Annotated in this window: 20 protein-coding genes; 14 read left to right on the top strand and 6 right to left on the bottom strand. The window is 45.0% G+C overall.

The features are described 5' to 3' along the window. The first annotated feature begins 4 nt into the window (after window positions 1-4). From KQP79_RS01355 to KQP79_RS01345, 3 genes are read left to right on the top strand one after another with little or no spacing between them, the layout of a single operon-like run. Window positions 5-907 carry a glycosyltransferase family 2 protein gene (locus KQP79_RS01355; RefSeq protein ID WP_004311612.1) on the top strand — a complete coding sequence of 301 codons (903 nt, stop codon included), beginning with the start codon at window positions 5-7 and terminating at the stop codon, window positions 905-907. Further along, complete coding sequence (locus tag KQP79_RS01350; RefSeq protein WP_004311611.1) at window positions 904-2064, top strand: glycosyltransferase; 1161 nt, start codon at window positions 904-906, stop codon at window positions 2062-2064. Before KQP79_RS01355 ends, KQP79_RS01350 begins: the two co-directional genes overlap by 4 nt. Further along, the gene (locus KQP79_RS01345) at window positions 2054-3163 is read left to right on the top strand and encodes a glycosyltransferase (protein ID WP_004311610.1); all 1110 of its coding nucleotides are present in this window, start codon (window positions 2054-2056) and stop codon (window positions 3161-3163) included. The genes KQP79_RS01350 and KQP79_RS01345 overlap by 11 nt, the downstream gene beginning before the upstream one ends. On the opposite strand, the gene KQP79_RS01340 is transcribed toward KQP79_RS01345, so the two are convergent. From KQP79_RS01340 to KQP79_RS01325, 4 genes are all read right to left on the bottom strand, one after another. Next, window positions 3164-3607, bottom strand: a complete 444-nt coding sequence (locus tag KQP79_RS01340) for an N-acetylmuramoyl-L-alanine amidase (RefSeq protein WP_004311609.1) — start codon at window positions 3605-3607, stop codon at window positions 3164-3166. Window positions 3608-3611: 4 nt separating this feature from the next. After that, entirely contained in the window at window positions 3612-3917 is a 306-nt protein-coding gene (locus tag KQP79_RS01335; RefSeq protein ID WP_004300375.1) for a hypothetical protein, read from the bottom strand. Between the two features lie 56 nt (window positions 3918-3973). After that, the gene (locus tag KQP79_RS01330) at window positions 3974-4516 is read right to left on the bottom strand and encodes an HU family DNA-binding protein (RefSeq protein ID WP_004306334.1); all 543 of its coding nucleotides are present in this window, start codon (window positions 4514-4516) and stop codon (window positions 3974-3976) included. Window positions 4517-4701: 185 nt separating this feature from the next. Beyond that, the gene (locus KQP79_RS01325) at window positions 4702-6261 is read right to left on the bottom strand and encodes an ATP-binding protein (RefSeq protein WP_004311608.1); all 1560 of its coding nucleotides are present in this window, start codon (window positions 6259-6261) and stop codon (window positions 4702-4704) included. A 180-nt stretch (window positions 6262-6441) separates the two neighbouring features. Here KQP79_RS01325 and KQP79_RS01320 point away from each other — a divergent pair, with 180 nt between their 5' ends. Continuing rightward, window positions 6442-6699 (top strand): DUF4248 domain-containing protein, encoded by a 258-nt coding sequence (locus KQP79_RS01320; protein ID WP_004311607.1) that lies wholly within the window; start codon window positions 6442-6444, stop codon window positions 6697-6699. A gap of 96 nt (window positions 6700-6795) precedes the next feature. Here KQP79_RS01320 and KQP79_RS01315 read toward each other — a convergent pair whose 3' ends face one another. Together KQP79_RS01315 and KQP79_RS01310 are read right to left on the bottom strand one after the other, a co-directional pair. Then, window positions 6796-8589, bottom strand: a complete 1794-nt coding sequence (locus KQP79_RS01315) for a bifunctional DNA primase/helicase (protein ID WP_008997724.1) — start codon at window positions 8587-8589, stop codon at window positions 6796-6798. A gap of 181 nt (window positions 8590-8770) precedes the next feature. Continuing rightward, window positions 8771-9739: a Lin1244/Lin1753 domain-containing protein gene (locus tag KQP79_RS01310; RefSeq protein WP_022199357.1), complete on the bottom strand. Its 969-nt coding sequence runs from the start codon at window positions 9737-9739 to the stop codon at window positions 8771-8773. Between the two features lie 148 nt (window positions 9740-9887). Here KQP79_RS01310 and KQP79_RS01305 point away from each other — a divergent pair, with 148 nt between their 5' ends. From KQP79_RS01305 to KQP79_RS01255, 10 genes are all read left to right on the top strand, one after another. Continuing rightward, window positions 9888-10226: a hypothetical protein gene (locus KQP79_RS01305; protein WP_022199356.1), complete on the top strand. Its 339-nt coding sequence runs from the start codon at window positions 9888-9890 to the stop codon at window positions 10224-10226. Window positions 10227-10300: 74 nt separating this feature from the next. Further along, a complete protein-coding gene (locus tag KQP79_RS01300) occupies window positions 10301-11413 on the top strand; it encodes a hypothetical protein (protein WP_004311602.1) in 1113 nt (370 codons plus the stop codon). Then, window positions 11406-12881, top strand: coding sequence for a lipopolysaccharide biosynthesis protein (locus KQP79_RS01295; protein ID WP_004311601.1), 1476 nt, complete (start codon window positions 11406-11408; stop codon window positions 12879-12881). Before KQP79_RS01300 ends, KQP79_RS01295 begins: the two co-directional genes overlap by 8 nt. 20 nt (window positions 12882-12901) lie before the next feature. Beyond that, window positions 12902-14020, top strand: coding sequence for a glycosyltransferase family 1 protein (locus KQP79_RS01290; protein WP_234120556.1), 1119 nt, complete (start codon window positions 12902-12904; stop codon window positions 14018-14020). 38 nt (window positions 14021-14058) lie between these two features. Next, window positions 14059-15219 (top strand): glycosyltransferase family 4 protein, encoded by a 1161-nt coding sequence (locus KQP79_RS01285; RefSeq protein WP_004311599.1) that lies wholly within the window; start codon window positions 14059-14061, stop codon window positions 15217-15219. 87 nt (window positions 15220-15306) lie between these two features. Continuing rightward, a complete protein-coding gene (locus KQP79_RS01280; RefSeq protein ID WP_004311598.1) occupies window positions 15307-16161 on the top strand; it encodes a glycosyltransferase family 2 protein in 855 nt (284 codons plus the stop codon). Window positions 16162-16167: 6 nt separating this feature from the next. Then, on the top strand, window positions 16168-18660 hold the full coding sequence (locus KQP79_RS25880) for an acyltransferase family protein (protein WP_004311597.1): 2493 nt from the start codon (window positions 16168-16170) through the stop codon (window positions 18658-18660). 49 nt (window positions 18661-18709) lie between these two features. Further along, window positions 18710-19924 (top strand): glycosyltransferase family 2 protein, encoded by a 1215-nt coding sequence (locus KQP79_RS01265; protein ID WP_004311596.1) that lies wholly within the window; start codon window positions 18710-18712, stop codon window positions 19922-19924. Between the two features lie 70 nt (window positions 19925-19994). Next, window positions 19995-22652 carry an ATP-binding protein gene (locus KQP79_RS01260; RefSeq protein ID WP_008775888.1) on the top strand — a complete coding sequence of 886 codons (2658 nt, stop codon included), beginning with the start codon at window positions 19995-19997 and terminating at the stop codon, window positions 22650-22652. Window positions 22653-22697: 45 nt separating this feature from the next. Then, window positions 22698-23587: endonuclease/exonuclease/phosphatase family protein (locus KQP79_RS01255; RefSeq protein WP_264386611.1), on the top strand; the 890-nt coding region annotated here is incomplete at its 3' end.

Here is a 23587-nt window from a genome sequence, read left to right as displayed (position 1 = left end):
AGATATGGAAAGCCCTACAATTTCATTCATCACCATTTGCTACAACGGTTTTAAAGACACCTGTAAGCTAATCGAGTCACTTCTGGACAAGATTCATTCCATAAGTTATGAAATCATAGTGGTAGACAATGCTTCACGCGAAAACGAAGCAGAGAAGATACGTGCGTTATACCCTACGGTAATCACCATTCGCAGCGATGTAAACAAAGGTTTTTCGGGCGGAAACAATATCGGACTCCGTGTAGCAAAAGGCAAATATTTTTTCTTGATAAACAATGACACCTATATTGAATCAGACAACATCACTTGCCTGATAGAGCGACTGGAAAGCCGTCCGGAAATCGGAGGCGTATCGCCGAAAATACGCTTTGCCTTTCCACCCCAAAACATACAATTCGCAGGATATACTCCGCTTAGCTCTATTACTCTTCGTAATGAAGGAATTGGATTCGGATGTCCGGACGACGGAAGATTCGACACCCCGCATACTACTCCCTATTTGCATGGAGCAGCTATGATGGTGAAGCGTGAAGTGATAGAGAAAGCCGGAATGATGCCGGAGATATTCTTTCTATATTATGAAGAGCTCGACTGGTGCACTCACATAACACGTGTCGGCTACGAGTTATGGTATGAACCCCGTTGCACGGTTTTTCACAAAGAAAGCCAGAGCACAGGGCAATTGAGTGCGCTCCGCACCTACTACCTGACACGCAACCGTTTGCTCTATGCATGGCGAAACCTTGACGGAAGCAGACGCTTTCTCTCTATAGCCTATCAAATGACTGTGGCAGCCGGAAAAAATGGAATAAGCTTTCTGTTAAAAGGTCATCCTGAACTTCTAACCGCCACACTGAAAGGCATATCAGCATTTATTCGTATTCCCCATAAAAAAGAACAAATATGACAACTATACTGTACATCGCAGAAATTATACTATACACAATATTGGCTATCAATATAGGTTATTTGCTTTTGTTTGCCTTGGCATCCAAATTCTACCGTCGTCGTAACTATCCCAATACTCCCAAACACAATAAATTCGCCGTACTATTCCCAGCTTATAAAGAAGATAAAGTCATTCTGCCGACTATCCAATCTTTTTTACAGCAAGATTATCCGGCAGAATTCTACGACATCATCGTGATTTCAGACCAGATGCAAGAAAGCACCAATGAAGCCTTACGCCAACTTCCGATCCGCCTGCTGACAGCCGACTATACTGACAGCTCCAAGGCAAAAGCCATGAATCTCGCCATGAAAGCTACAGCTGACACTCCTTATGACATGATCGTCATCATGGATGCCGACAACACAACAGACCCAGATTTTTTGTCTGAAATCAATCGTGCCTTTCAAGCAGGCGAAAAAGCTATTCAGGCACATCGCACCGCCAAAAATATGAATACAGATGTCGCCGTTCTTGATGCCGCCAGCGAAGAAATCAACAACTCAATATTTCGTAGCGGGCATATTGCTCTCGGATTTTCTTCCGCCCTTATTGGCTCCGGCATGGCATTGGAAGCACAGTGGTTCCGTCAGCATGTTCCCCAACTAGAGACAGCAGGAGAAGACAAAGAACTGGAATCGCTGCTACTTAAACAGCGCATCCATATCGAATATCTGGAACACGTCCACGTGAAAGATGAAAAAACGCAAAAGAAAGAAGTGATCAAAAACCAGCGCAAACGTTGGATCGCTGCCCAGTTCGATTCGTTGAGCCGGGCACTCCCCTCTTTTCCCGGAGAACTGCTTCGCGGTAATATCAACTACTGTGACAAGGTATTCCAATGGACACTCCTACCACGTATCGTACTGATTTTCTGCACATTTTTCTTCACAATCATATTCACAATTGTCCATCCGCACATGAGTATCAAATGGTGGATATTGTCCTTTTCCCTCTTTCTGGCATTATTTACGGCAATTCCAAAGCGTATGCTCAATAAGCGACTGCTACAAGGCATCCTTCAATTGCCCTCATTGCTGGCAGGCATTGTGAGTAATCTGTTTAAACTGAAAGGAGTCAACAAACAATTTATACATACCGAACATGACCATTAATGTATTGGAAGTAATCAGACAAGGCCAAGTGGGTGGCGGAGAATCTCATCTGCTCGACCTCATAGCAGGGTTTGACGAACGCGTCAATCCCATCGTACTAGCGTTCACAGGCGGACAAATGATTGACGAGCTCACCCGAAGAGGTGTCAGATGTTACGTCATTAACACTGCGCATCCTTTTGACATACGTATCACAAAACAAATCAAGAAGTTGATACTTGATGAAAACATACAACTCATTCACGCCCACGGAAGTCGTGCGGCCTCCAATGTAGCGTTCATTGCCCGGAAGCTACATATTCCGATGGTATACACCGTGCATGGATGGAGCTTTCATCAAGACCAGTCGTTTCTAATCAAAAGTCTCCGGGCATGGAGTGAGAAAATTATCTGTAAATTAAGCCGAAAAGTCATCTGTGTATCCGAAAGCAACTGGATTACCGGCCAAGAAACTTTCGGACTGAAGAATGCACTCGTGATAGAAAATGGTATCAACCTGAAACGATTCAATCCGGATGGAAACCGCAAAGACCTGCGTAAGGAATTCGGATTTACAGAAGATGATTTCGTGATAGGCTTCGTCAGCAGGATCACTCTCCAGAAAGCTCCGTTGGATTTCGTAAAAAGTATTGCTATCGCTCACCAGAAAGATGCCAGAATCAAAGCACTGCTGGTAGGAGAAGGCGATATGGAAGAAGAGACCAAGGAAGCAATCCGGCAAAACGGAATAGAAGAATACATCCGGACCTCACCATTTCGTAATGATGTGCCGGATGTATTGCACGCTATCAATGTTTTCTGTCTACCAAGTTTATGGGAAGGGCTTTCCATTGCGTTGCTCGAAGCGATGGCTATGAAAAAAGCATTGGTAGTGACCCCTACAGACGGTACCAGAGAAGTAATCACACATCAGGAAAGCGGATTGATTGCAGATTTCGGTCAACCGGAGGAGTTGGCGGAATGTTATTTGACATATCTCCATTATCCGGAATGGATAGAAAGTTATGGAAACGCAGCTATGGCTGTCATTCAGGAACGTTTCGACAGCCGACGCGTATCACAGCAAGTCACAGAAGTCTATTATGACATTCTTCAGTGATCAGTTCCATTCTTTTTTCACTTCGAAGCACGGACACGCTTTAATCCACTCTTCGGGTTCAATCTCTCCGTTTCCATTCAGATCGGGGCTCAAATCCCGATGTCCGCACACCCGGCAGCCGGGATAATCGCGTAAGAGCGTAAGAATCAGTACGTGCATTGAATGAACTTGCCATTCGGTACGGGTATCGGCGGGATGACCGTGGCAGTCAAGTCCGCCCTCATAACAAATGCCAATACTGTTCTGGTTGTGTCCTTTTGCGTGCGCACCGATTCGTTCAATCTCACGGGTGGTCTTTATATCTCCATTTTTACGGATATAAAAATGATACCCCGTCCCGTTGAAACCACGCCGACGGTGGCACACTTCCAAATCATCTTCCGTAAAATCCCTGTCCGCCCTTGTGGCGGAACAGTGGATCACAATCAAGTTGATGGTTCGCATAAATTCATCCCTCCGTTTCAGTGACCATCTGTACTCGTTGCACACATTCCTTGCTACTACACTGCAGAGCCGCAGCTTGCGTCAGCTGTCCTCTCAACGAGAAAATCTCCGCGTGCATCTCTTTCACTTTCGAACTAAGGTCGAAATAATCCTTCAACACTTTCTCCAACTGCTGCATCAGAAAAGTATACTGGTCTTTCACTAGTTCACTGAACTCTTTCACTTCTTGCGCCATCATCTGGCGCTTCTTGCGGCTACTGCCCAGGAAAGGCAGAATCGTCATGATGATTTCGATAATTTTATCTAACATTTTAATAGATTGAGATGATAAATTAATAAATTAAGAACAGAGTCAATCAAAGCGGTTTATGCTGCCGGATCCGGAGCTTCTCCTCCACCGCTACCACCACCGGGTTCTCCCCCATCGCCTTTACCATCATCATCGGAGCCGTCACCACCGTTTCCTCCGGCAACGGACTTCTTCTCCGTATACAATTCGAACATCATGTTATTATCCCCGCCACGAGTAGTTGCCGTGCTGTCATTGGCAAGACGCAATGAGTTGTCGACTTTGAAACGGAGATTGATGCGAGTGATATTTTTCACCGTACAATCCTTTTCCTGTTCCACACCCGGACAGGTCAGCGTGGTATAAAAAATACCCAGTCCATCCACTTTCACCTTATTCCCTGCCACAAGCACTTTTTTCATCGCACGGACAAAGGATTTCATCACATGCGACACGTCTTCCACCGAAAGCGACCCGATAGACTCGATTTCCTGTGCCAGTGAATCAATTGAATAGATTTTCGACTCCCCAGCCTTGGGCTTGAGAAGATACATCATCGGTGATTTATCATCACCGAGCCGTTTTCTGCGCTTATAGCGCACAACTGTAACTGTTGCCATATTTAAAAATTGTTTCTACGAAAAGAAGTACATTCTCCCTTTCTGTTGATGAAACAAAGATACGACAACACGTTGACGACTTGCCGGATTGCGCCGGACTACACCGGATTATGCCGGATTAAAACGGATTATACCGAATTATACCGGAATATGTGGAAATATGTAGGAATATGTAAGATCATTCCCTAGTTTTCAATGATCCATTCTCCAATAGTTCGCATACTACTGTCGAAATTAACTCCCACTTTGATAACTTTCCGATGATCTGCCTGATAAGGAATCGCATACTGCTTACTATTGATCTGTGCCAACGCTTCTTCAGGAGTACCGTCTACTTTGAATTCGAATACATAGATAGCCTCCTGCATCTTTATCACAACATCAGCCCTGCCAACAGCGCTCTTCACTTCTGCATCCACATATTGCCCCATCAACCGGAACAGGAGGTAGAAGATGGTCTGATAGTGTTTCTCCTCCTTATTATTCATATCATTGGGGATAGAGGCGAAAAATGATTTGATCCGCTCCATACATTGATCCAGATTGCCGACCCGTAAGTCTTTGATAAACGATACTACATAAAATGTATTCTCGCGAGCAGGCAAATGCACATAAGCCGGCATTAATGATTCGATAAAGCCTTTCCGAACTTCTTTGTTAGGATAAGCCAACGTATAGATCTGAAAATCCCGGTCATACTCTTTGATAGTGAGATAACCGCTTTGGTAAAGTACCGGAAGCGGGTCTGTAATGACATTGGTAGGTGCATCAAACTGCTCGGCAGTAGCCGAAACGCCATCCAGTTGACGAATATCGAAATTGCTTTGCTGCAAGATGTCTATCAGGAAAGTGGGAGTACCGGTAGAGAACCAGAAATTCTCATAACTTTTCTGCGCAAATGCATTAAACAAACTAAACGGATTGTACACATCCTCACATTTCTTACTGAAATGATACCCATCATACTGTTGTTTCAAATGTATACACGCTTCATCATACGTTTCACCGTTCGCTTCGGCCATCCTTCTTATATCTTCTTCCAACTGTGTACGCAATTCATTTTCCGTTATACCGCAAATGGCACTATAAGCATCTTGCATACTTATGTTCTGAAGATTGTTCAATTCACTAAAGATGCTCATCTGACTAAATTTACTGATACCGGTCAGAAAAAGAAAACGAAGATATTCTCCCTGCGCTTTCAACGGACTGAAAAAGTCGCGCATGATGCCACGTATTTCAGCTTGCAACTCCTCATTGTTGTTGCTATCCAACATAGGAGAATCATATTCGTCTACAAGTAACACAACCTGACGCCCGCTCTGCTCGTAAGCACGTTTGATAATACCTTTCAGACGGAGACTGAAAGTGTCTTCGCTCGTGTCACATCCGTAAATTCGTTCCCATTCCACCAAGCGATTGTTGATAGCGGAGCGCAGCATCCCCGCATTCATATACTTACTGATACTGAAATCAATATGCAACACGGGATAAACCGTCCAGTCTTTCTCCAACTGTTCCATCATCAGCCCCTTGAACAGGTCTTTTTTACCAGAGAAATAGGCTTCAAGAGTGGAAACTAACAGACTCTTTCCAAAGCGTCGGGGACGGCTAAGAAAATAAGTCGTATGTGTATTTACCAAACGATAAATCAACTCTGTCTTATCAATATACACACAATTATCATTGCGTAGTCTCTCGAAACTCTGTATCCCTATCGGATAACGCCTGAATATTCCTTCCATCCTTTTTCTATGCTTTTAACGTGAAACGTAAACAAAGATACGATAAATTTCAAGAATCGGTATTCTATTAGTATCAATTCTTTTATGAATACGCCCGAACATCCGCTCTCAAAATTTGCCTATTCCACTAAAAATGAGTAACTTTACTTCAAATATAACAATCTAAAGGCACAACTATAAATGAAAACAAAAAACAAGATTCTCCCCGAACAAGAAGAAGAAAAAACATTCCAATACCGCACCTATGGGAAAGGCGAGCTCGCCTTGTTGTACCTCCCCAATATCCTGCAACAAAGCGCAGTAGACCGATTCAACGAATGGATTGAAGCTGCACCCGGACTAAAAGAACGGCTCCTGGCCACCGGCATGAATCCACGCAGCAGATACTACACTCCCGCACAAGTAAGGCTCATCGTCGAAGTACTCCAAGAACCCTAATTGAAGTATTAAGTATTAGGTATCAAGTATGGTAAACGCATCGCAACAATGGATAACATCATAATACTTAATACTTGATACTTAATACCTAATACTTTAAAACAGCTCTTTTTCAGGTAGCCAGCAGGAGTTGTCGAACATTGTATTTCGGACACGCTGGTCAGCGGAGAGAGAAGGGTCGTGAGATTCTTCACAGGGCAGGTATCGTCCGCTTACGGGATCGTAGACAAAGGATGCCATTCCACCGACACCAAGATGCTTGAATTTCACCTTGTCCACGTATACGCGTGTGGCACCAACCTCCTTGTCACGTTCCACAATGATACCGTAATCCGCTTTGTTATAGAAATCGGCAGAGCCGTTGATGTCGTACATTTCCACACGAGGGGTAATGCCCGTGACAGGATTACGGTTCATTTTACGAGGATGGACTACGACCACGAGCAGGCAATTATGTTGCACGGCAAATTCTGTAAATTTATTCAACAGGTTCGAAATATATTGCGTTTCCGTCTGTCCAGGCTGCGGGTTATGGTCGAAACGGTTGAGCGGGTCGAAGACAATGATGCGGCAGCCACGGCGGACAACGAGTTCATGAGCCTTAGCCAGTACACGATCCGGAGAAACATTACCTTTCAGAGAGATATGAGAGACGTTTTCAGTCAGAAAATCTTCCGAGTTCGCAAGGAGTCCCTCCGTCATGCCACAGCCGTTTTGAAAACGGTGTCCGGTGAGTTTCTCAATCAGTTTGCGGAGATGATAGACGATGGGGGTATTTTCCGGGCTAAAGAACCCGATTTTCCATTGATGCCGCAGGCAGAGACGCAACACCAATTCGTCCACCCACTCGGATTTTCCTGCACCGGGAACTCCGGTGACGTAGACACTTCGCCCACGTTCATACGTGCAGATCTTATCCATCTCCTCCCATCCCGTTTCCGCTCCGGGACCGAAGCCGTTGTCGAAAAGAGCCCGCAGATCGTCATGCAAGTCGGCAGCGGTGAAGATACCTTCGAGCGGAACTTCTGCTGCCTGTTCGATGGCGATACGGAGACTGGCGATACCATATTTGCAGAGATGCTCGTTGGCATCTTTACACTCCGGACCGTAAGTCACCACCCGGCAGCGTTCAGCTCCCAGCCGGTTGATGAGTTCATTGCGCAACCGGATTCCGGCAGAATCAGCATCAACGGCAATGATGATTTCTTCCAGGTCCTCGAAGTGCGTCTCCATAAAACGGTCGAGCCAGGAGAGGTTCGAATTGGCTCCGGCCGGCACGGAGATGGCGCTTTTGAATCCGGCGGCGATGGAAGAAGCAGCATCCAGTTCCCCCTCGTGGATGATGCAGGAGGTTTGCCCCAGGATGGAGTCGATGTTGTAGGGAATCAGTTCGGCACCCTGCACCATTTTGAAAAGTTTCGGGAGAGCGCGAAATTTGGTGTTTATCAGTTGTTCCCCTTCAAAATAGTTGAAGCAGATGCAACGTTCCTTTTTGCCGGATTGCGGCATAAATTCTTCCTGTTCGGTGATGCGTAGGGCGGCTATGACGGACTGCGGGATGCAACGCGTCTCCACCAGCCAACGCTCCGTGTCTTCGGAAAGCGTGGTTTTCGAGGCATCAAACACTGGACGCTGAAAATGCTGCGGAATGGCTGCTGCACGACGCTTGCGGGCTGCCACACGTTCGGCATTCTTGCGCTCTTCCACATCATCGGGAACATAAAAATCAGCGCCACAATGATAACAGTGACAGTGGCCCGTGTCGACGTTGACACGTAGCGAACGGTCGCGCTTATTCTTGCGGGTAGGAAGACATTTTTTACAAATCGTCTTGAGGACTCCACTCGATTTACCGTGGATGTCGACATCATAGTTGGCAAAATTTCTCATATTTTTTTCCTTTTTTCTAATTAAAAAATAGTTTAAAATAATCATTCACACGCAGAGGACTTACCTGCCGGACGAGTGTCTGCCACCTGCCGGACGAGCTTCCGTTACCTGCCAGACGAACATCAACAACCTACCAGACGAACATCGGCAACCTACCGGACGAAGCCAGTCATCTGCCGGATTAATGCGCCCATCTTTTCTTCACATCATCCCACACAGCTGATGCATCGGGACGTGGCGGCGCATCAACCGGAATAAGATGTCCCAGATACGTTCGCCGCCCGTCGACGACGCTTTCAAAGCGGTTTACATCCTTGTCGACCGTATTCTCAAGCTCTTTCAGCAAGGTTTCCCTCAACGTGCGACAAGTAACGGAACCGGCCGCGATATAATTTGAAAAATACCGTTTCACGTCCTCCGGAAAAAGCAGTCCCGCTCCTTTGTCATAAAGGCGGATATGTTTTTTGAAGATTTCCAAAATAAGTTTTTGATGGTCTACAAAAAGCTTTCCCAAACCGGAATGCTGCCCGGCCAATTCCATATATGACTGGAAAGTAGAAAGTTGGTCCACCAACTTTTCCCAAGGCAACACGGGTTGTAACGGGCCATGATTGCCTTCATCCGCCAAACGGCTCACAAGAGACGGTGTTTCTATATTACTCCTATTATTGTTTACAACAGAAACACTTCCTTTACTCTCCTCTTCTTTACTTTCCTCTTCTCTCCTCTTCTGGTTTTCAGTGGGTTTTCTCCCTTTACTGACGGGCGTTTCAGCACTTTTTGCCACCTTTTTCGGACGCCCTCCTTTTTTACCGTTTTCGATGTCCATTTTCCGCTTCTCTTCCAAGCTTTTCATCACCCTATCCAAGTAAGAAGAACGAAACATCTGTCGTTCCTCATCCAGTTCGAAGAGATCGAATTCGCGAAGTACCCGCTCCACCGCAACTTCATCCACATCATACCGCCGGGCCATGGCCTTCAGTAAAACCGGTTTGCACGACGCCTCATAAGTATCTTTAGTGCGCAGATGCAACAGCAACATCACGTAAATTCCGAGTGCTTCCGCGGCATTCATTTCCGTCATCATACAGGCAATATTGTCGTCATTCAACAAATTTACCTCCAAATTGAAATACTGATCTTTCTTCATTTTCATTTATCATTTATTATTCCACATTTAATACTTCCGGGGCGCAAAGGTGCAAAATGTATTTTATTCCAGCTATCGCAAAAATGAGAGGGGGATTATATATTTTTTATCCGACCTTTGCCAAAAATTATTAATAATCCCAAACAATATGGACACAAAACGCAACCAAACGTTGGAAGAAATAGAAGAAAATAAAATAGTGAACGAGCATTACCAGAACAGAGTAATGCTGATAAAAGAGCTCCTGAAAACGTCACAGCTAGCCACAGTAGAGCTCTGCGTGCATATCAACATCAGTGAAGCCTCCTACTACCGTTACATAAATTTCACCAGCTATATGAAAGCAGCCATTTTCATACATGCTTGTCTCTTCCTCAAGCAATATATTGAAAGTCACCACATTCCTTATACCCAAGAAGAAAAACGGCTTATAAAAACATTAGACCTGTTTCAGATTTCCTCAAATAGCAACTTAAACTGCAATTAAAACACAGAAAAGAAGAAACTTATCATAAGTTTTATTACATTTGCAATGTAATAAAAGTCTTTAAAACCTAAAAAATGAATGATAGCGAAACAGACAGCCAATCAATAAAAGCACTGATCGTTTTCAGAGAAAACGGAGAAACCGACAATCTATTTGTTCCTATCTTATGCGATGCTATCAGAATGGCTGGAATTGATGTGAGATGCTCCCAAAAAGAATTCTGGGAATCGGACACCACTTATGACATCATCCATTTCCAATGGCCGGAGGAGGTAGTGGGCTGGATATGCGAAGACCACGACGTCATCCGCCGCCTGAAAGAACGCATCGCTTTCTTCCGCTCACGGGGAGCCCATTTCGTATACACACGACATAATATCCGCCCCCACTACGCCAATGAAGTCATCAGCCGAGCCTACGACATCATCGAGTCGGAAAGCGATATCGTGGTACACATGGGACATTACAGCCTGACGGAATTCATTGAAAAACATCCCGGCAGCCGGAATGTTGTCATCCCGCACCACATCTACCAATACACCTACAAAGAAGATATCAGCATAGAGCGCGCACGTCAATATCTGAACCTGCCACAAGAAGCATTCATCGTCACCGCCTTCGGAAAATTCCGCAACCGCGAAGAAATCCGCATGGTAGCCAGTGCTTTCTGCAAATGGAATGAAAAGAACAAGCTACTGTTGGCTCCCCGCCTCTACCCCTTCTCCAGACGCAACGAATACGGATGGAATCTTTTCAAGCGCTGGGCTTCGCGCTTGGGTTACTATCTCGCCATGCCATTGCTCAACCGCCTTCTGAAGTTTCATGCCGGAGCCAATGACGAATTGATAGACAACTGCGACCTGCCCTATTACATCGCTGCTTCAGACGTAATATTCATACAAAGGAAAGATATTCTGAACTCCGGAAATGTCCCCCTAGGTTTCCTCTTCCACAAAGTAGTAGTAGGCCCGACAACAGGAAACATCGGAGAAATACTATCCGCAACCGGAAATCCGACGTTCCATCCGGACGACAGATCCGACATTCTGGAGGCACTTGAAAGAGCACGTCAACTGTCCGCATGGGGACAAGGAGAAAAAAACTATGCATACGCATTGGAAAATATGAACATCCGGAAAATAGGAAAGGAATATGCACAAACCTATAAAGATGTAATCAATGGCTAACAACATCAAACGTCAACTATTTTCGGGCGTATTCTACACGGCACTAGCCAAATACAGCGGCATCATCATCTCCCTCGTAGTAGCCGGAATATTGGCACGCCTGCTTTCCCCGGACGACTTCGGAATCGTAGCTATCGCCACCGTAATCATCGCATTTTTCAACCTGTTCACCGATATGGGAATCTCCCCGGCCATCATACAGCACAAAGCGCTGACAAAAGAAGAACTGTCGGATATTTTTTCATTCACCGTATGGACAGGAATTGCTATCAGCCTGCTTTTCTTCGCCGCCTCATGGCTGATTGCCGACTACTACGACAGCCAGATCTTGCGCATCCTGTGCCAACTTCTGTCCGTCAACCTCTTCTTTGCCTCCGCCACCATCGTGCCCGGAGCCATGTTCTATCGCAACAAAGAATTCAAATACATCGCTGTCCGCAGTTTCACTATCCAGATAGCCGGAGGTGCGGGAGCGGTTACGGCAGCCCTCTGCGGAGCAGGACTCTACGCACTGATTATCACCCCGATCATCTCCAGCATACTGATATTTGTCATTTCCTACCAGCGCTATCCGCAACGATTGCGCTTCACATGGGGATTGACAGCACTCCGCAAGATCTTTTCATATTCGGCCTATCAATTCCTGTTCAACGTCATCAACTATTTCAGTCGTAATCTGGACAAACTGCTGATAGGAAAACACATGAGCATGTCCGACTTGGGATATTATGAAAAATCTTACCGGCTCATGATGCTTCCCTTGCAAAACATCACACAAGTCATCACTCCGGTGATGCACCCCATCTTCAGCGATTTCCAAGATGACAAAGCAAAACTGGCGTCCTCCTATGAACGCATTGTCCGCATACTCTCTTTCATAGGGTTACCCATGAGCGTATTGCTTTTCTTTACAGCACAAGAAGTGACACTGATTATATTCGGCAACCAATGGCTGCCCTCCGTACCCGTATTCCGCATACTCTCCCTCTCGGTAGGCGTGCAAATTATACTCTCCTCTTCCGGCTCCATTTTTCAGGCTGCCGGAGACACCCGGAGCCTGTTCATCTGCGGCGTATTCTCATCCACCCTCAACGTGGCGGGAATGCTGATTGGTATCTTCTATTTCGGCACGCTCACCGCAGTGGCAACCTGTATCGTATTGACATTTACCGTCAACTTCGTGCAATGCTACTGGCAGATGTATCACGTAACGTTCCGGAGAAAGGTATGGACGTTCGTCCGTCAACTCCTTTCCCCGCTGGCAGTCAGCGGGTTAATGACAGCGTGCCTCCTGCCTGTGCAGTATACAACGGAAGGAATGAACATTTTCGTGACAATTATTACCAAAAGTATCATTAGTTTTATTATCTTTGGAGGATATATACAGGCTACACATGAATATGACATCATAGGAAAAGTGAAAAAAATAGCTGGCAAGTATATAAAAAAACAAAATAAGCAATTATAGATTTGAGACAACAACAAAGAATGAAAGCCTTATTTCTTATGTTCCACGGCTTTGATAAAGCGAATGGAATAAGTAAAAAAATACATTATCAGGTAAAAGCCCTCAAAGAGTGCGGATTGGACGTGCGTACCTGTTACTATCAAACCACTCCCAACGGTGAGCGCCGATGGATAATAGACGACGAAGTCATTGCCGATTTCGGAACCGGATTCACTGCAAAGATATGGAAACGTGTCTACTACTCCCCCATCACTGAATATGTACGCCGCGAGAAAATAGAATTTATATATATGCGTTCCTTTCACAACGCAAGCCCGTTCACCCTGCAACTAGTCAGAAAATTGAAACGGATGGGAGCGAAAGTGGTAATGGAAATACCTACCTATCCTTACGATCAGGAATATGTGGCATGGTCGATGAAATTCAATCTCGCCATCGACCGCTGTTTCCGCCACTGGCTAGCCAAAGAGCTGGACGGTATCGTCACCTTCTCCAACGCCGAACATATTTTTGGAGGAAAAACGATACGGATCTCCAACGGAATAGACTTCGAAGCAATCCCTATCAAACGAACGATGAACGACACCTCACGCGAACTTCATCTGATTGGAGTGGCCGAAGTGCACTACTGGCACGGATTCGACCGGTTGATACACGGACTAGCCGAATACTACCGTACAAATCCGGAATACAAAGTTTATTTCCACATCGTAGGTCCCCTGTCCGGCATACGCGAACAGGAAGAAATACTGCCTGCCATCCGCGACAACCATCTGGAACCGTACGTCATCCTGCACGGCCCCCTACACAGTGACAAACTGGACGAACAATTTGAAAAAGCAGATTTTGCCATAGGCAGCCTGGGACGTCACCGGAGCGGAATCACCTACATCAAAACACTAAAAAACCGTGAATATGCCGCACGAGGGCTTTCGTTCACCTACTCGGAAACGGACGAAGATTTCGACCGGATGCCTTATGTATGGAAAGTGCCACCGGATGAATCGCCCATCGACATTTGCGGACTGATAAACTTCCAACGCTCTCAACAAATGTCTCCACCGGAGATACGCGAAACGGTCAGAGCACTGTCATGGACAGCACAAATGAGAAAAGTCATTCATGAAACCGAAATCTGATTTCACATAGATATATCTGAAAAAACAAACAATATCTGATGGATAAAAAGATAAAAATAGCCTACTGTATCCCCTCTCTCTATTACCCCAGCGGTATGGAGCGGGTTCTCACACTAAAGGCGAACTATTTTACGGAGCACTTCGGCTACGAGATACATATCATCCTTACCGACGGAAAAGACAAGGAGCCATATTATAAACTGCACCCATCAATCACCATACACCAACTCGACATCAACTACGACGCATTATACGGACGCCCGTTATTCGCACGGATTCTTGAATACAGCACCAAGCAACGGCTATTCAAGAAAAGGCTGAACGAATGTCTATGTAAAATCCGTCCGGACATCACAATCTCCCTTCTCCGCCGCGACATCAACTTCATCAACCAAATGAAAGACGGCAGTGTCAAGTTGGGAGAGATACATTTTAACAAATCCAACTATCGGGATTTCAACAACAACCGTCTACCGGGATTCCTCAAAAAATTAGGTAAGAAATACTGGCGGCACCAACTCATCCGCCAATTGAAACAACTGCGGAATTTCATTGTGCTTAGCCACGAAGATGCCGCTGAATGGACGGAACTCGATAATGTAAAAGTAATCTATAATCCGCTTCCTTTCTTCCCCGAACGTCAGTCCGACGGATTACGGAAACAAGTAATCGCAGTAGGCAGATATGTGCCGCAGAAAGGATTTGACCGACTTATCCCCGCATGGAGCATCGTCAGCAAGAAACATCCGGACTGGGTATTACGAATCTACGGCGATGGCATGAGAGAGCAACTCCAGCGGCAGATTGACGAACTCGGAATCACCTCCAACTGTATCCTGGAACATAACGTGCAGAATATTGTTGAGAAATATTGTGAAAGTTCCATCTTTGTTCTGTCCTCACGTTTCGAAGGATTCGGCATGGTGATCATCGAAGCAATGGCGTGTGGAGTACCACCCGTATCGTTCACGTGTCCCTGCGGCCCGAAAGACATCATCACCGATGGCAAAGACGGTCTGCTTGTGGAAAATGGAGATATAGAAGGACTGGCAGACAAAATCTGCTACCTGATAGAACATGAAGACGTCCGCCGGAAGATGGGAATACAAGCCCGCACCGACGTAGAGCGTTTTAAAATTGAACATATTGCCCGAGAATGGAAAAAATTATTTGAAACAAATTTAAGTATTAAGTATTAAGTATCAAGTATTAAGCGTGGCTGCTAGTACATTTATCCCACATGGCTAATACTTGATACTTAATACTTAATTTAATCCTTTATAAAGATGATTTGGTATAGTAAGTATTTACAAGTTTATGAAAAACCGTTTGCAGAAGCACCCGCATCTGCCATTGAAGAAGTGCGGCAGAATATTGCAAAGCTGCAAAGTGATGAACCGCTTGTCACCGTTTCAATTATCGGCTACAACGAAGAGAAACATCTGCTTGCCTGCCTGTGGTCTTTGAGCGAGATGGAATGCAAATATCCTGTAGAAATTATCGGGGTAGACAACGAATCGAAAGACAGCACGGCGGAGATATTCCGGCAATGCGGTGTACCTTATTATACAGAAACCCAACATAGTTGCGGATTCGCCCGCCTTTGCGGACTGAACCATGCCCGAGGTAAATATCATATCAATATTGACTCCGACACTATGTACCCTCCGAAATACGTAGAAATGATGGTAAACACCCTCGAACGCCCGGGCATTGTGGCCGTCTGCTCTTTATGGAGCTACATTCCGGATGAGAAACACTCGCGATGGGGACTGAAAATCTACGAAGCTGCCCGCGATTTGCACTTGTGGATGCAATCATTCAAACGTCCCGAACTTAGTGTGCGTGGATTGGTTCTTGCCTATCGCACAGAGTATGCACGGAAAACCGGCATACGCACCGATATCATCCGAGGTGAAGACGGTTATCTTGCTCTGCAACTCAAGCAATTCGGCAAAATAGCCTTTATCCGCAACCGCAAAGCACGCGCCGTAACAGGATATGGAACGGTGGGAGCTGACGGAAGCCTGTTCAACAGCTTTAAAGTGCGCGTTGCCAAAGGTCTGAAAGGACTGGGGGGAATATTTACTAAAAAGAAAGAATATAAAGACGAAGACAGCAATCTGATAAAGAACAAATAAACAAGTATGGGAAAACGAATAGAATATATTGACTTCATCAAAGGTATCTGCATTTTTATTGTAGTCTGGGGACATTCTATCCAAAATATGGGAGACGGCAACGACTTCTGGACCAATCCGGTACATGAATTTATCTGTTCTTTCCACATGCCCATATTCATGTTGGTCAGCGGTTTCTTTTTCAGTAAATCCATCGGAAAGCCACTCATACCGAATGTAACCCGAAGATTCAAACAGTTAATAATTCCTTGTTTCGGCTGGTCATTAGTGTTGGTCGCAATCAACATCGGATATATGCTCTATGAAGGAATGATCCCGTCTCCAACCGGAACGTTGAAATCTCTTTTTATAGAGACATTCACCCGTTTCTGGTTCTTACGCTCCGTTTTCATCTGTTTCACACTTGCCATCGTCAGCATGAAAATATTCAAAAAAGATACAGCCGCTTTCGTCATCTCGCTTCTGTGTTTCCTCGCATTGCCGGACAACGGACGTCTGCACCTCGACAAGTTTATGTATCCATTCTTTTGGATGGGGTATTTTATGCACAAATATATCGATGTAATCATGAAACACCGGGGAAAACTACTGGTCGCTTCACTCCTCGTTTTCGCTGTACTCCTCCCTTTCTATCAGAAAGAAGATTATATCTACATCACCGGAATGAGTATGTACGATTATCTGGGAGGAAAGTTCGTTTGTTATCCGCCATGGGAAAAATTGCCGATCATCTGTTATCGCTATTTGATCGGTTTCGCAGGAAGCCTGTTTATCTTCTTGCTACTGCAACGTATCTATCGTCCGCATTTCCGTGCAATCGAAAAAGTGGGCACATATACACTTGGCATCTATACCATACATATCTTGATTGAAGGCAACGTATTGAGTCGGTTCAACCTGTTGGACACCGGGTTCTTCATGTTCAACTTTATTATAACGCCAGCTATCTCCATTCTATTGATTCTTCTCTGCGTGGGAATAATCAGACTGTTGGAAATGACACGCTTCAGCAGCTTATTGTTTTTAGGAAAAACAAAAACAGTCATCATGCTATTAGCAATCTGCCTTATTAACGTATCCTGTATCAAAAAAATCAATTTATATCAAGGAGACAAAGACGATGAAAAAGAAGATAATTCAGGAAACAACAATTCTCCCCAAAGGAAAGACATCATCGTAGACACAGACTTCTTCTACCCTTTCGGGGATGAAAGCCAAAACTATACTGCGGAAATTACAATCAACACCCGCAACACTTTGCCCGAAGAAAATACCATAAAAACGGTTATTCCCGCACTAAAATACAATAAGTCGTGGCTCCTAATGCTTACCCAAGACGACTGCAAACAAGCCGCCTTCTCATGGACGTGGGCTGCCATCAATGGCAAACCTTTGACTAGCGGTTATTATTATCAACTCGGCCACCTGCAATATGATGACCTTCCACCCGATATTTATTATCTTGGTGAAACATTGGGAAGTACGGACGGAGCCGGAAACGAAGTCAGGTTCTCATTTACCACCACCCTCTCACCAGAATGGGAATGGATGGACGCCAAAACACAAATCTACAAAGGACAGACGCAAGAATATTATCGCTTCTTCATGAAATCAGGGCTGACATGGGGAGATGTCAAAGAGATGCTGAACTATGGAACAGGCATCTCCATACATGATGTGAATATAGATAATGAAGAAATCACTGTCGATAACCTACTTAAACATTACGACATTGCCTTGAATATCATCAAAGAGAAATTGTCTGGCAGAGGATGTAAAATGCTGGCTAAACCAAGCGGAATTGCTGAATATATCACCGCTGGACAAGTCCATTCTTCTATACAGACCATGACTTCCAACGACGGTGAAACACTATGTCCGGCAAAAACGGAAAACGATTTAAAAAAGGTGGTACTAAACAGAGGGTTCTATTCCATTGAGGATCTGAAAAAAGAAATCGACAAACAGCTACAATTATCACCGGAAGAACGAATGGCTATCAATGTCGGTGTTCATGGCACAGATGCTTCTTGGGCGGATCTGTTGCTCTGGATTAACAATAACTATGGAAAAAAGGGAGCGGACAACGTGTGGATACCCAACCAGGAAGAATATTATGAATACAATTTCTATCGTACACACGGCACAGCAGCAGTGACAAAGATAGATGAACATAAACTGAAACTGACCGTTCATCTGCCCAGTGAGGAAGACTTTTATTATCCTTCTCTCACAGTCAACCTATCTGGTATAAAGAAAGAAGATATTACCTCCCTTGAGGCCGGAAGCAGTGTTACAGGACTGTCTTATAGTAACTATGAAAATGGGATTATGCTCAATATCGATTGCAGGAAGTATCTGACAGAACATGCCGAAAACTTCGTGAAACGGTATGAAGCAAATACAGCAGATGCTTCTGTTAAAGCGGATGCCCTCTATTTTGTAAATATGCTAAAAGACTCGGATAAAAAGGAGGAATTAAAAAAGCGAATCAAGTGAACGGTTTATAAAAATCAGACACAGAAAAAGTAATAAATATATATTAACCATGAACGAAACCATTACCCTCTGCCTTGAAATTATTTTCTGGCTTGCCCTATTCATTGTGTTCTACACCTATCTGGGCTACGGAATTGTGCTTTACGTTCTCGTCAAGTTGAAAGAACTTTTCGTGAAACCTGTGAAGCGTTCGTTGCCGGCATCGGACGCTGGTTTGCCGGAAGTGACTCTCTTCATTACAGCATTCAACGAAGAAGATGTTGTAGACGAAAAGATGGAGAACAGTCTTGAACTGGACTACCCTGCGGACAAACTGCATATCGTATGGGTGACAGACGGAAGCGACGACAGTACAAACGAACGACTGCAAACCCGTTGGCAGGGAAAAGCGACCGTACACTTCCAACCCCTACGACAGGGTAAGACAGCCGCAATGACACGTGGAATGACGCTGGTGGACACTCCGCTCGTCGTCTTTACGGATGCCAACACCATGGTAAACCGGGAGGCAATACGGGAAATCGTACTTGCTTTCCAAGACCCGAAAGTGGGCTGCGTGGCCGGCGAAAAACGGATCGCCGTACAGACCAAAGACGGAGCCGCTGCCGGTGGGGAAGGTATTTACTGGAAATACGAATCAACACTGAAAGCACTTGACGCCCGCCTCTACTCTGCTGTAGGAGCAGCAGGCGAACTATTTGCCGTGCGTCGTGAACTATTCGAAGCAATGGAACCGGATACGTTGCTCGATGATTTTATTCTTTCGCTCCGGATCACCATGAAAGGTTATACCATTGCTTATTGCACCAATGCTTACGCCATCGAAAGCGGTTCGGCAGATATGCGCGAAGAAGAAAAGCGGAAAGTGCGCATCGCTGCCGGAGGATTGCAGTCCATCTGGCGACTTCGTCCGTTACTGAATCCTTTCCGCTACGGGATACTTAGCTTTCAATATACATCTCACCGGGTATTGCGATGGTCTATTACTCCGTTCCTGTTGTTTGCTCTCTTCCCGCTGAATATTGCAATTCTGCTGTTGGGCGGTTCCGCGATATTCTACGGAGTGCTGCTTGCCATGCAGGTTCTTTTTTACGGATTGGGATATTGGGGATATTATCTATCCACCAAACAGATAAAAAACAAGTTGCTTTTTATCCCCTACTATTTCTTATTTATGAATGTCAATGTGCTGAAAGGCATCCGTTATCTGAAAAAGAAAAAAGGAAGCGGAGCCTGGGAAAAGGCGAAACGCGCTGAAAAGTAAAACAAATGCTATTATCTTTTGTTATCCTTACTATAAGACATTAGTCTCTATCATCTAATAAAAAACAGACATGAACAGAATATTACATGATGCGAATAACGCACAAAGAATATTGAAACTGACGGCAGATACAATGCTATTGGTTGACAGGCACGGAGTCTGCGTAGACATTGAGCCTCATTGTGATCTATGGTTTCTGCAAGAGGATATACTTTTAGGAAAAAATATATTTGAGCTTTTACCAGAATATACGAGAGAGAGGGTGATGCCCATCTTCCAGATTGTACTCGAAGAACAAAGAAGCATCAGCAAGAACTTCAAGTTGGTGCTGAAAGGCGAAACTTTTTACTTCAAATGCCTCATGTTCCCTTATGACGGTATGGTGCTTTGCCAATATCGCGACATCACGCAAAGAAGCAACGTAAAAAGACAGTTGGAACAGGCAAATCTCACCCTGCGGGCTATCCAAAAGGTAGCCCAGATAGGACAATGGACGTACAATACGAAACAGAATATTTTTCATTATCTTGGATATACCGGTGTTTTGTGCGAGGAAAATGTGCAAAACCTTGCCATTGAGAAATATGTGGAACTGATTGTAGAAGAAGACCGTCAGAGTTTTATGGAATGGTGTCGGGTGAACGAAAAAGAACTCAACATGGAAAGCATCAGCTACCGTGTCCGCCTGAACGGAGAAATCTTCTATATGCGTATCCAGACTTATCTGCGTGAACAACGCTCCGACGGTAGTTTCAATATCGAAGGCTATATCCAGAACATCACGGACATACAGCATCGTAGAAATGACATCAATACACTGACTCATGCCATCAACAACGCCAAAGAAAGTATCTTTGCCGCCAAGCCCGATGGCACGATTATCTTTGCCAACCGTCGTTTCCTGTACAATCATGGTATTTCAGAAAACGAAGACATCAGTCAATTAAAGATTTACAATGTCGCCGCAGATATGCCTACACAAGAGGCTTGGAACGAACGTTGCAAAGATGTCATACACGGTGGCAGCAGTAACTTTGTGGCTCATCACCCATCTAAAATCAATAAAGGTATATTGGCTTATGAAGGCACGATGTACAACGTGACCAATGATTCCGGAGAAGAAAGTTACTGGTCGTTTGCCCATGATATTTCCGAGAGGATTCGGTACGAAGCCCAAATCAAACGGCTCAACCAAATCATGGATACAACCATCAACAATCTCCCTGCCGGGATTGTAGTGAAGGAAATCAACAACGACTTCCGATACATTTACCGGAATCGGGAGGCCTACAACCGCGATCTTTATAAGAACGACCCTGTCGGCAAGAATGACTTCGATTTCTACCCGCCTATCGTAGCCGAAAAGAAGAGACAAGAAGATATCCAGGTGGCCACCACCGGAAAAGGTCTGCACTGGACTGCTGAAGGAAAGGACAGAAACGGAAACATGATTATCCTCGACAAACGGAAAATCCGGGTGGACGGTGACGAATTGTCTTCGCCTATCATCGTCAGCATCGAATGGGACATCACGGAGCTGGAAATGATAAAACGGGAACTTCAATCGTCGAAAGAGAAAGCGGAAATGTCTGATAGCCTGAAGTCGGCCTTCCTCGCCAATATGAGTCATGAAATACGTACGCCGCTGAATGCTATCGTAGGTTTCTCGCATCTCATTGCCGAAAGCGACGATGCGGAAGAACGGAAGACGTATTATAACATCGTAAACGCGAACAACGAACGTCTCCTGCAACTTATCAACGAGATTCTCGACCTCTCGAAGATTGAATCGGGAACCATCGAGTTTTCCTTCGGACCGGCTAGTCTCCATAATCTCTGCCGGGAAGTGCACGATGCTCATATATTCCGTACTCCGCAGGGAGTAAGCCTTGTCTATGAATCCTCGGACGAAAGTCTGATGATTGAAACGGACAAGAACCGGGTATTCCAGGTGATTTCAAATCTGATTGGAAATGCTGTCAAGTTTACGAAGGAAGGAAGCATCAGTTATGGTTACAAACTGGCGGACAATCAGATTGTATTCCACGTAACGGATACCGGAACAGGAATTGAACCGGAGAAAGTGGGGCGTGTGTTCGAGCGTTTCGCAAAGCTGAACAATCATGCACAGGGCACTGGGTTGGGATTATCTATCTGTAAGTCTATCGTTGAACGTCTCGGGGGCAAGATTTCCGTCAGCTCCGAATTTGGTAAGGGAACGACGTTTACATTTACTTTACCATACACGATTGCAAATCCTGCAAATGTGGATTCTTCAAAGAAAGAGAATGGTGAAGGGAACATTGCTGGAATAGCATCTGCCGGGAAAACTGCAGATTCGAGTGTTGACAGTTCTGCAAATACACGGCACGCCTGTATTTTGGTTGCCGAAGATACGGACAGTAACTTCGACTTATTGGAGGCTATTCTAGGTAAAGACCATCAGCTTATACGTGCGCATGACGGAATGGAAGCTGTCACGATGTTCGATGAGGTGAAACCGGATCTTATCTTGATGGATATCAAGATGCCGAATCTGGACGGACTGGAAGCTACAAAAATCATCCGTGAACTGTCTGCCACTGTTCCTATTATTGCTCAAAGTGCCTTTGCATACGAACAGGACAGGAAAGCGGCTGAAGAAGCGGGGTGCAATGATTTTATAGCTAAACCAATAGCGGATGATAAATTGAAAGCAATGATTCATAAATGGTTGCTTCCTTCGTAGAGAGCTTAATCCCTCATGATACAACCAGCAAATAATTTAGATTAAATGAAAGCCTTTTACAGACTGTTTTATTACATATCCATCGTGCTGACCAGTATTTTGGCAGGAGTTACCATTGCGGGTGCTTTCGTAGGCAATGCCGCACCGGATAGTTTCAAATTTATGCCTTTCATCGGTTTGATACTGCCGATACTTTTATTGGCTAATCTTGCTTCTGCTATCTACTGGACGATTCGTTGGCGGTGCTGGGTTTTCATCCCTCTGATTGCTATATTCAGCAATTGGGGGTATATAAGCTGTGTATTACAATCGCCTTTTTTCAGTCCGGCTTCGTCACCGATGGTTAAAATGAATGTATATACTCCGGGAGTGTTGACGGTTGCTACTTACAACGTCGATGCCTTTAACCACGAGCATACCGGCTACTCATGCAAGGAGATTGCTTCTTACATGAGAAATCTGCAAGCAGATATTCTCTGTTTTCAAGAATTTGGCATTAACGATGAGTTTGGCATCGATAGTATATACGCAGCTCTTTCTAATTGGCCGTATCATTATATTCCTTCTTCGCCCGAAGGGAAGAATCTGTTGCAACTGGCTGTTTTCAGCCGTTATCCTATCAAGGAGGAGCATCTTATCATCTATCCTGATTCGAAAAATTGCAGTCTTGCATGTGATATTGAAATCAATGGTCGCACCATCCGCCTGTTCAACAATCATCTCCAAACAACGGAAGTAAGCCAGAACAAGCGCAAACTGGAAAAGGGACTTCGTACGGATGATTCCCAAAGAGTGGAACATGCTGCCCTGGGACTTATCGACGGCTTACATGAGAATTTCCGGAAACGGGCCGTACAAGCTGATCTTCTCAAGCAACTGATAGCCGCCTCCCCCTATCCTACTCTAGTCTGCGGTGACTTTAACTCTCTGCCGTC

It is taken from the genome of Bacteroides sp. DH3716P (assembly GCF_025914115.1).
GTDB classification, from domain to species: Bacteria; Bacteroidota; Bacteroidia; order Bacteroidales; family Bacteroidaceae; genus Bacteroides; species Bacteroides ovatus.
Note: the sequence above shows the minus strand (reverse complement) of the source record. Positions and strands in the feature narration are given on the sequence as shown.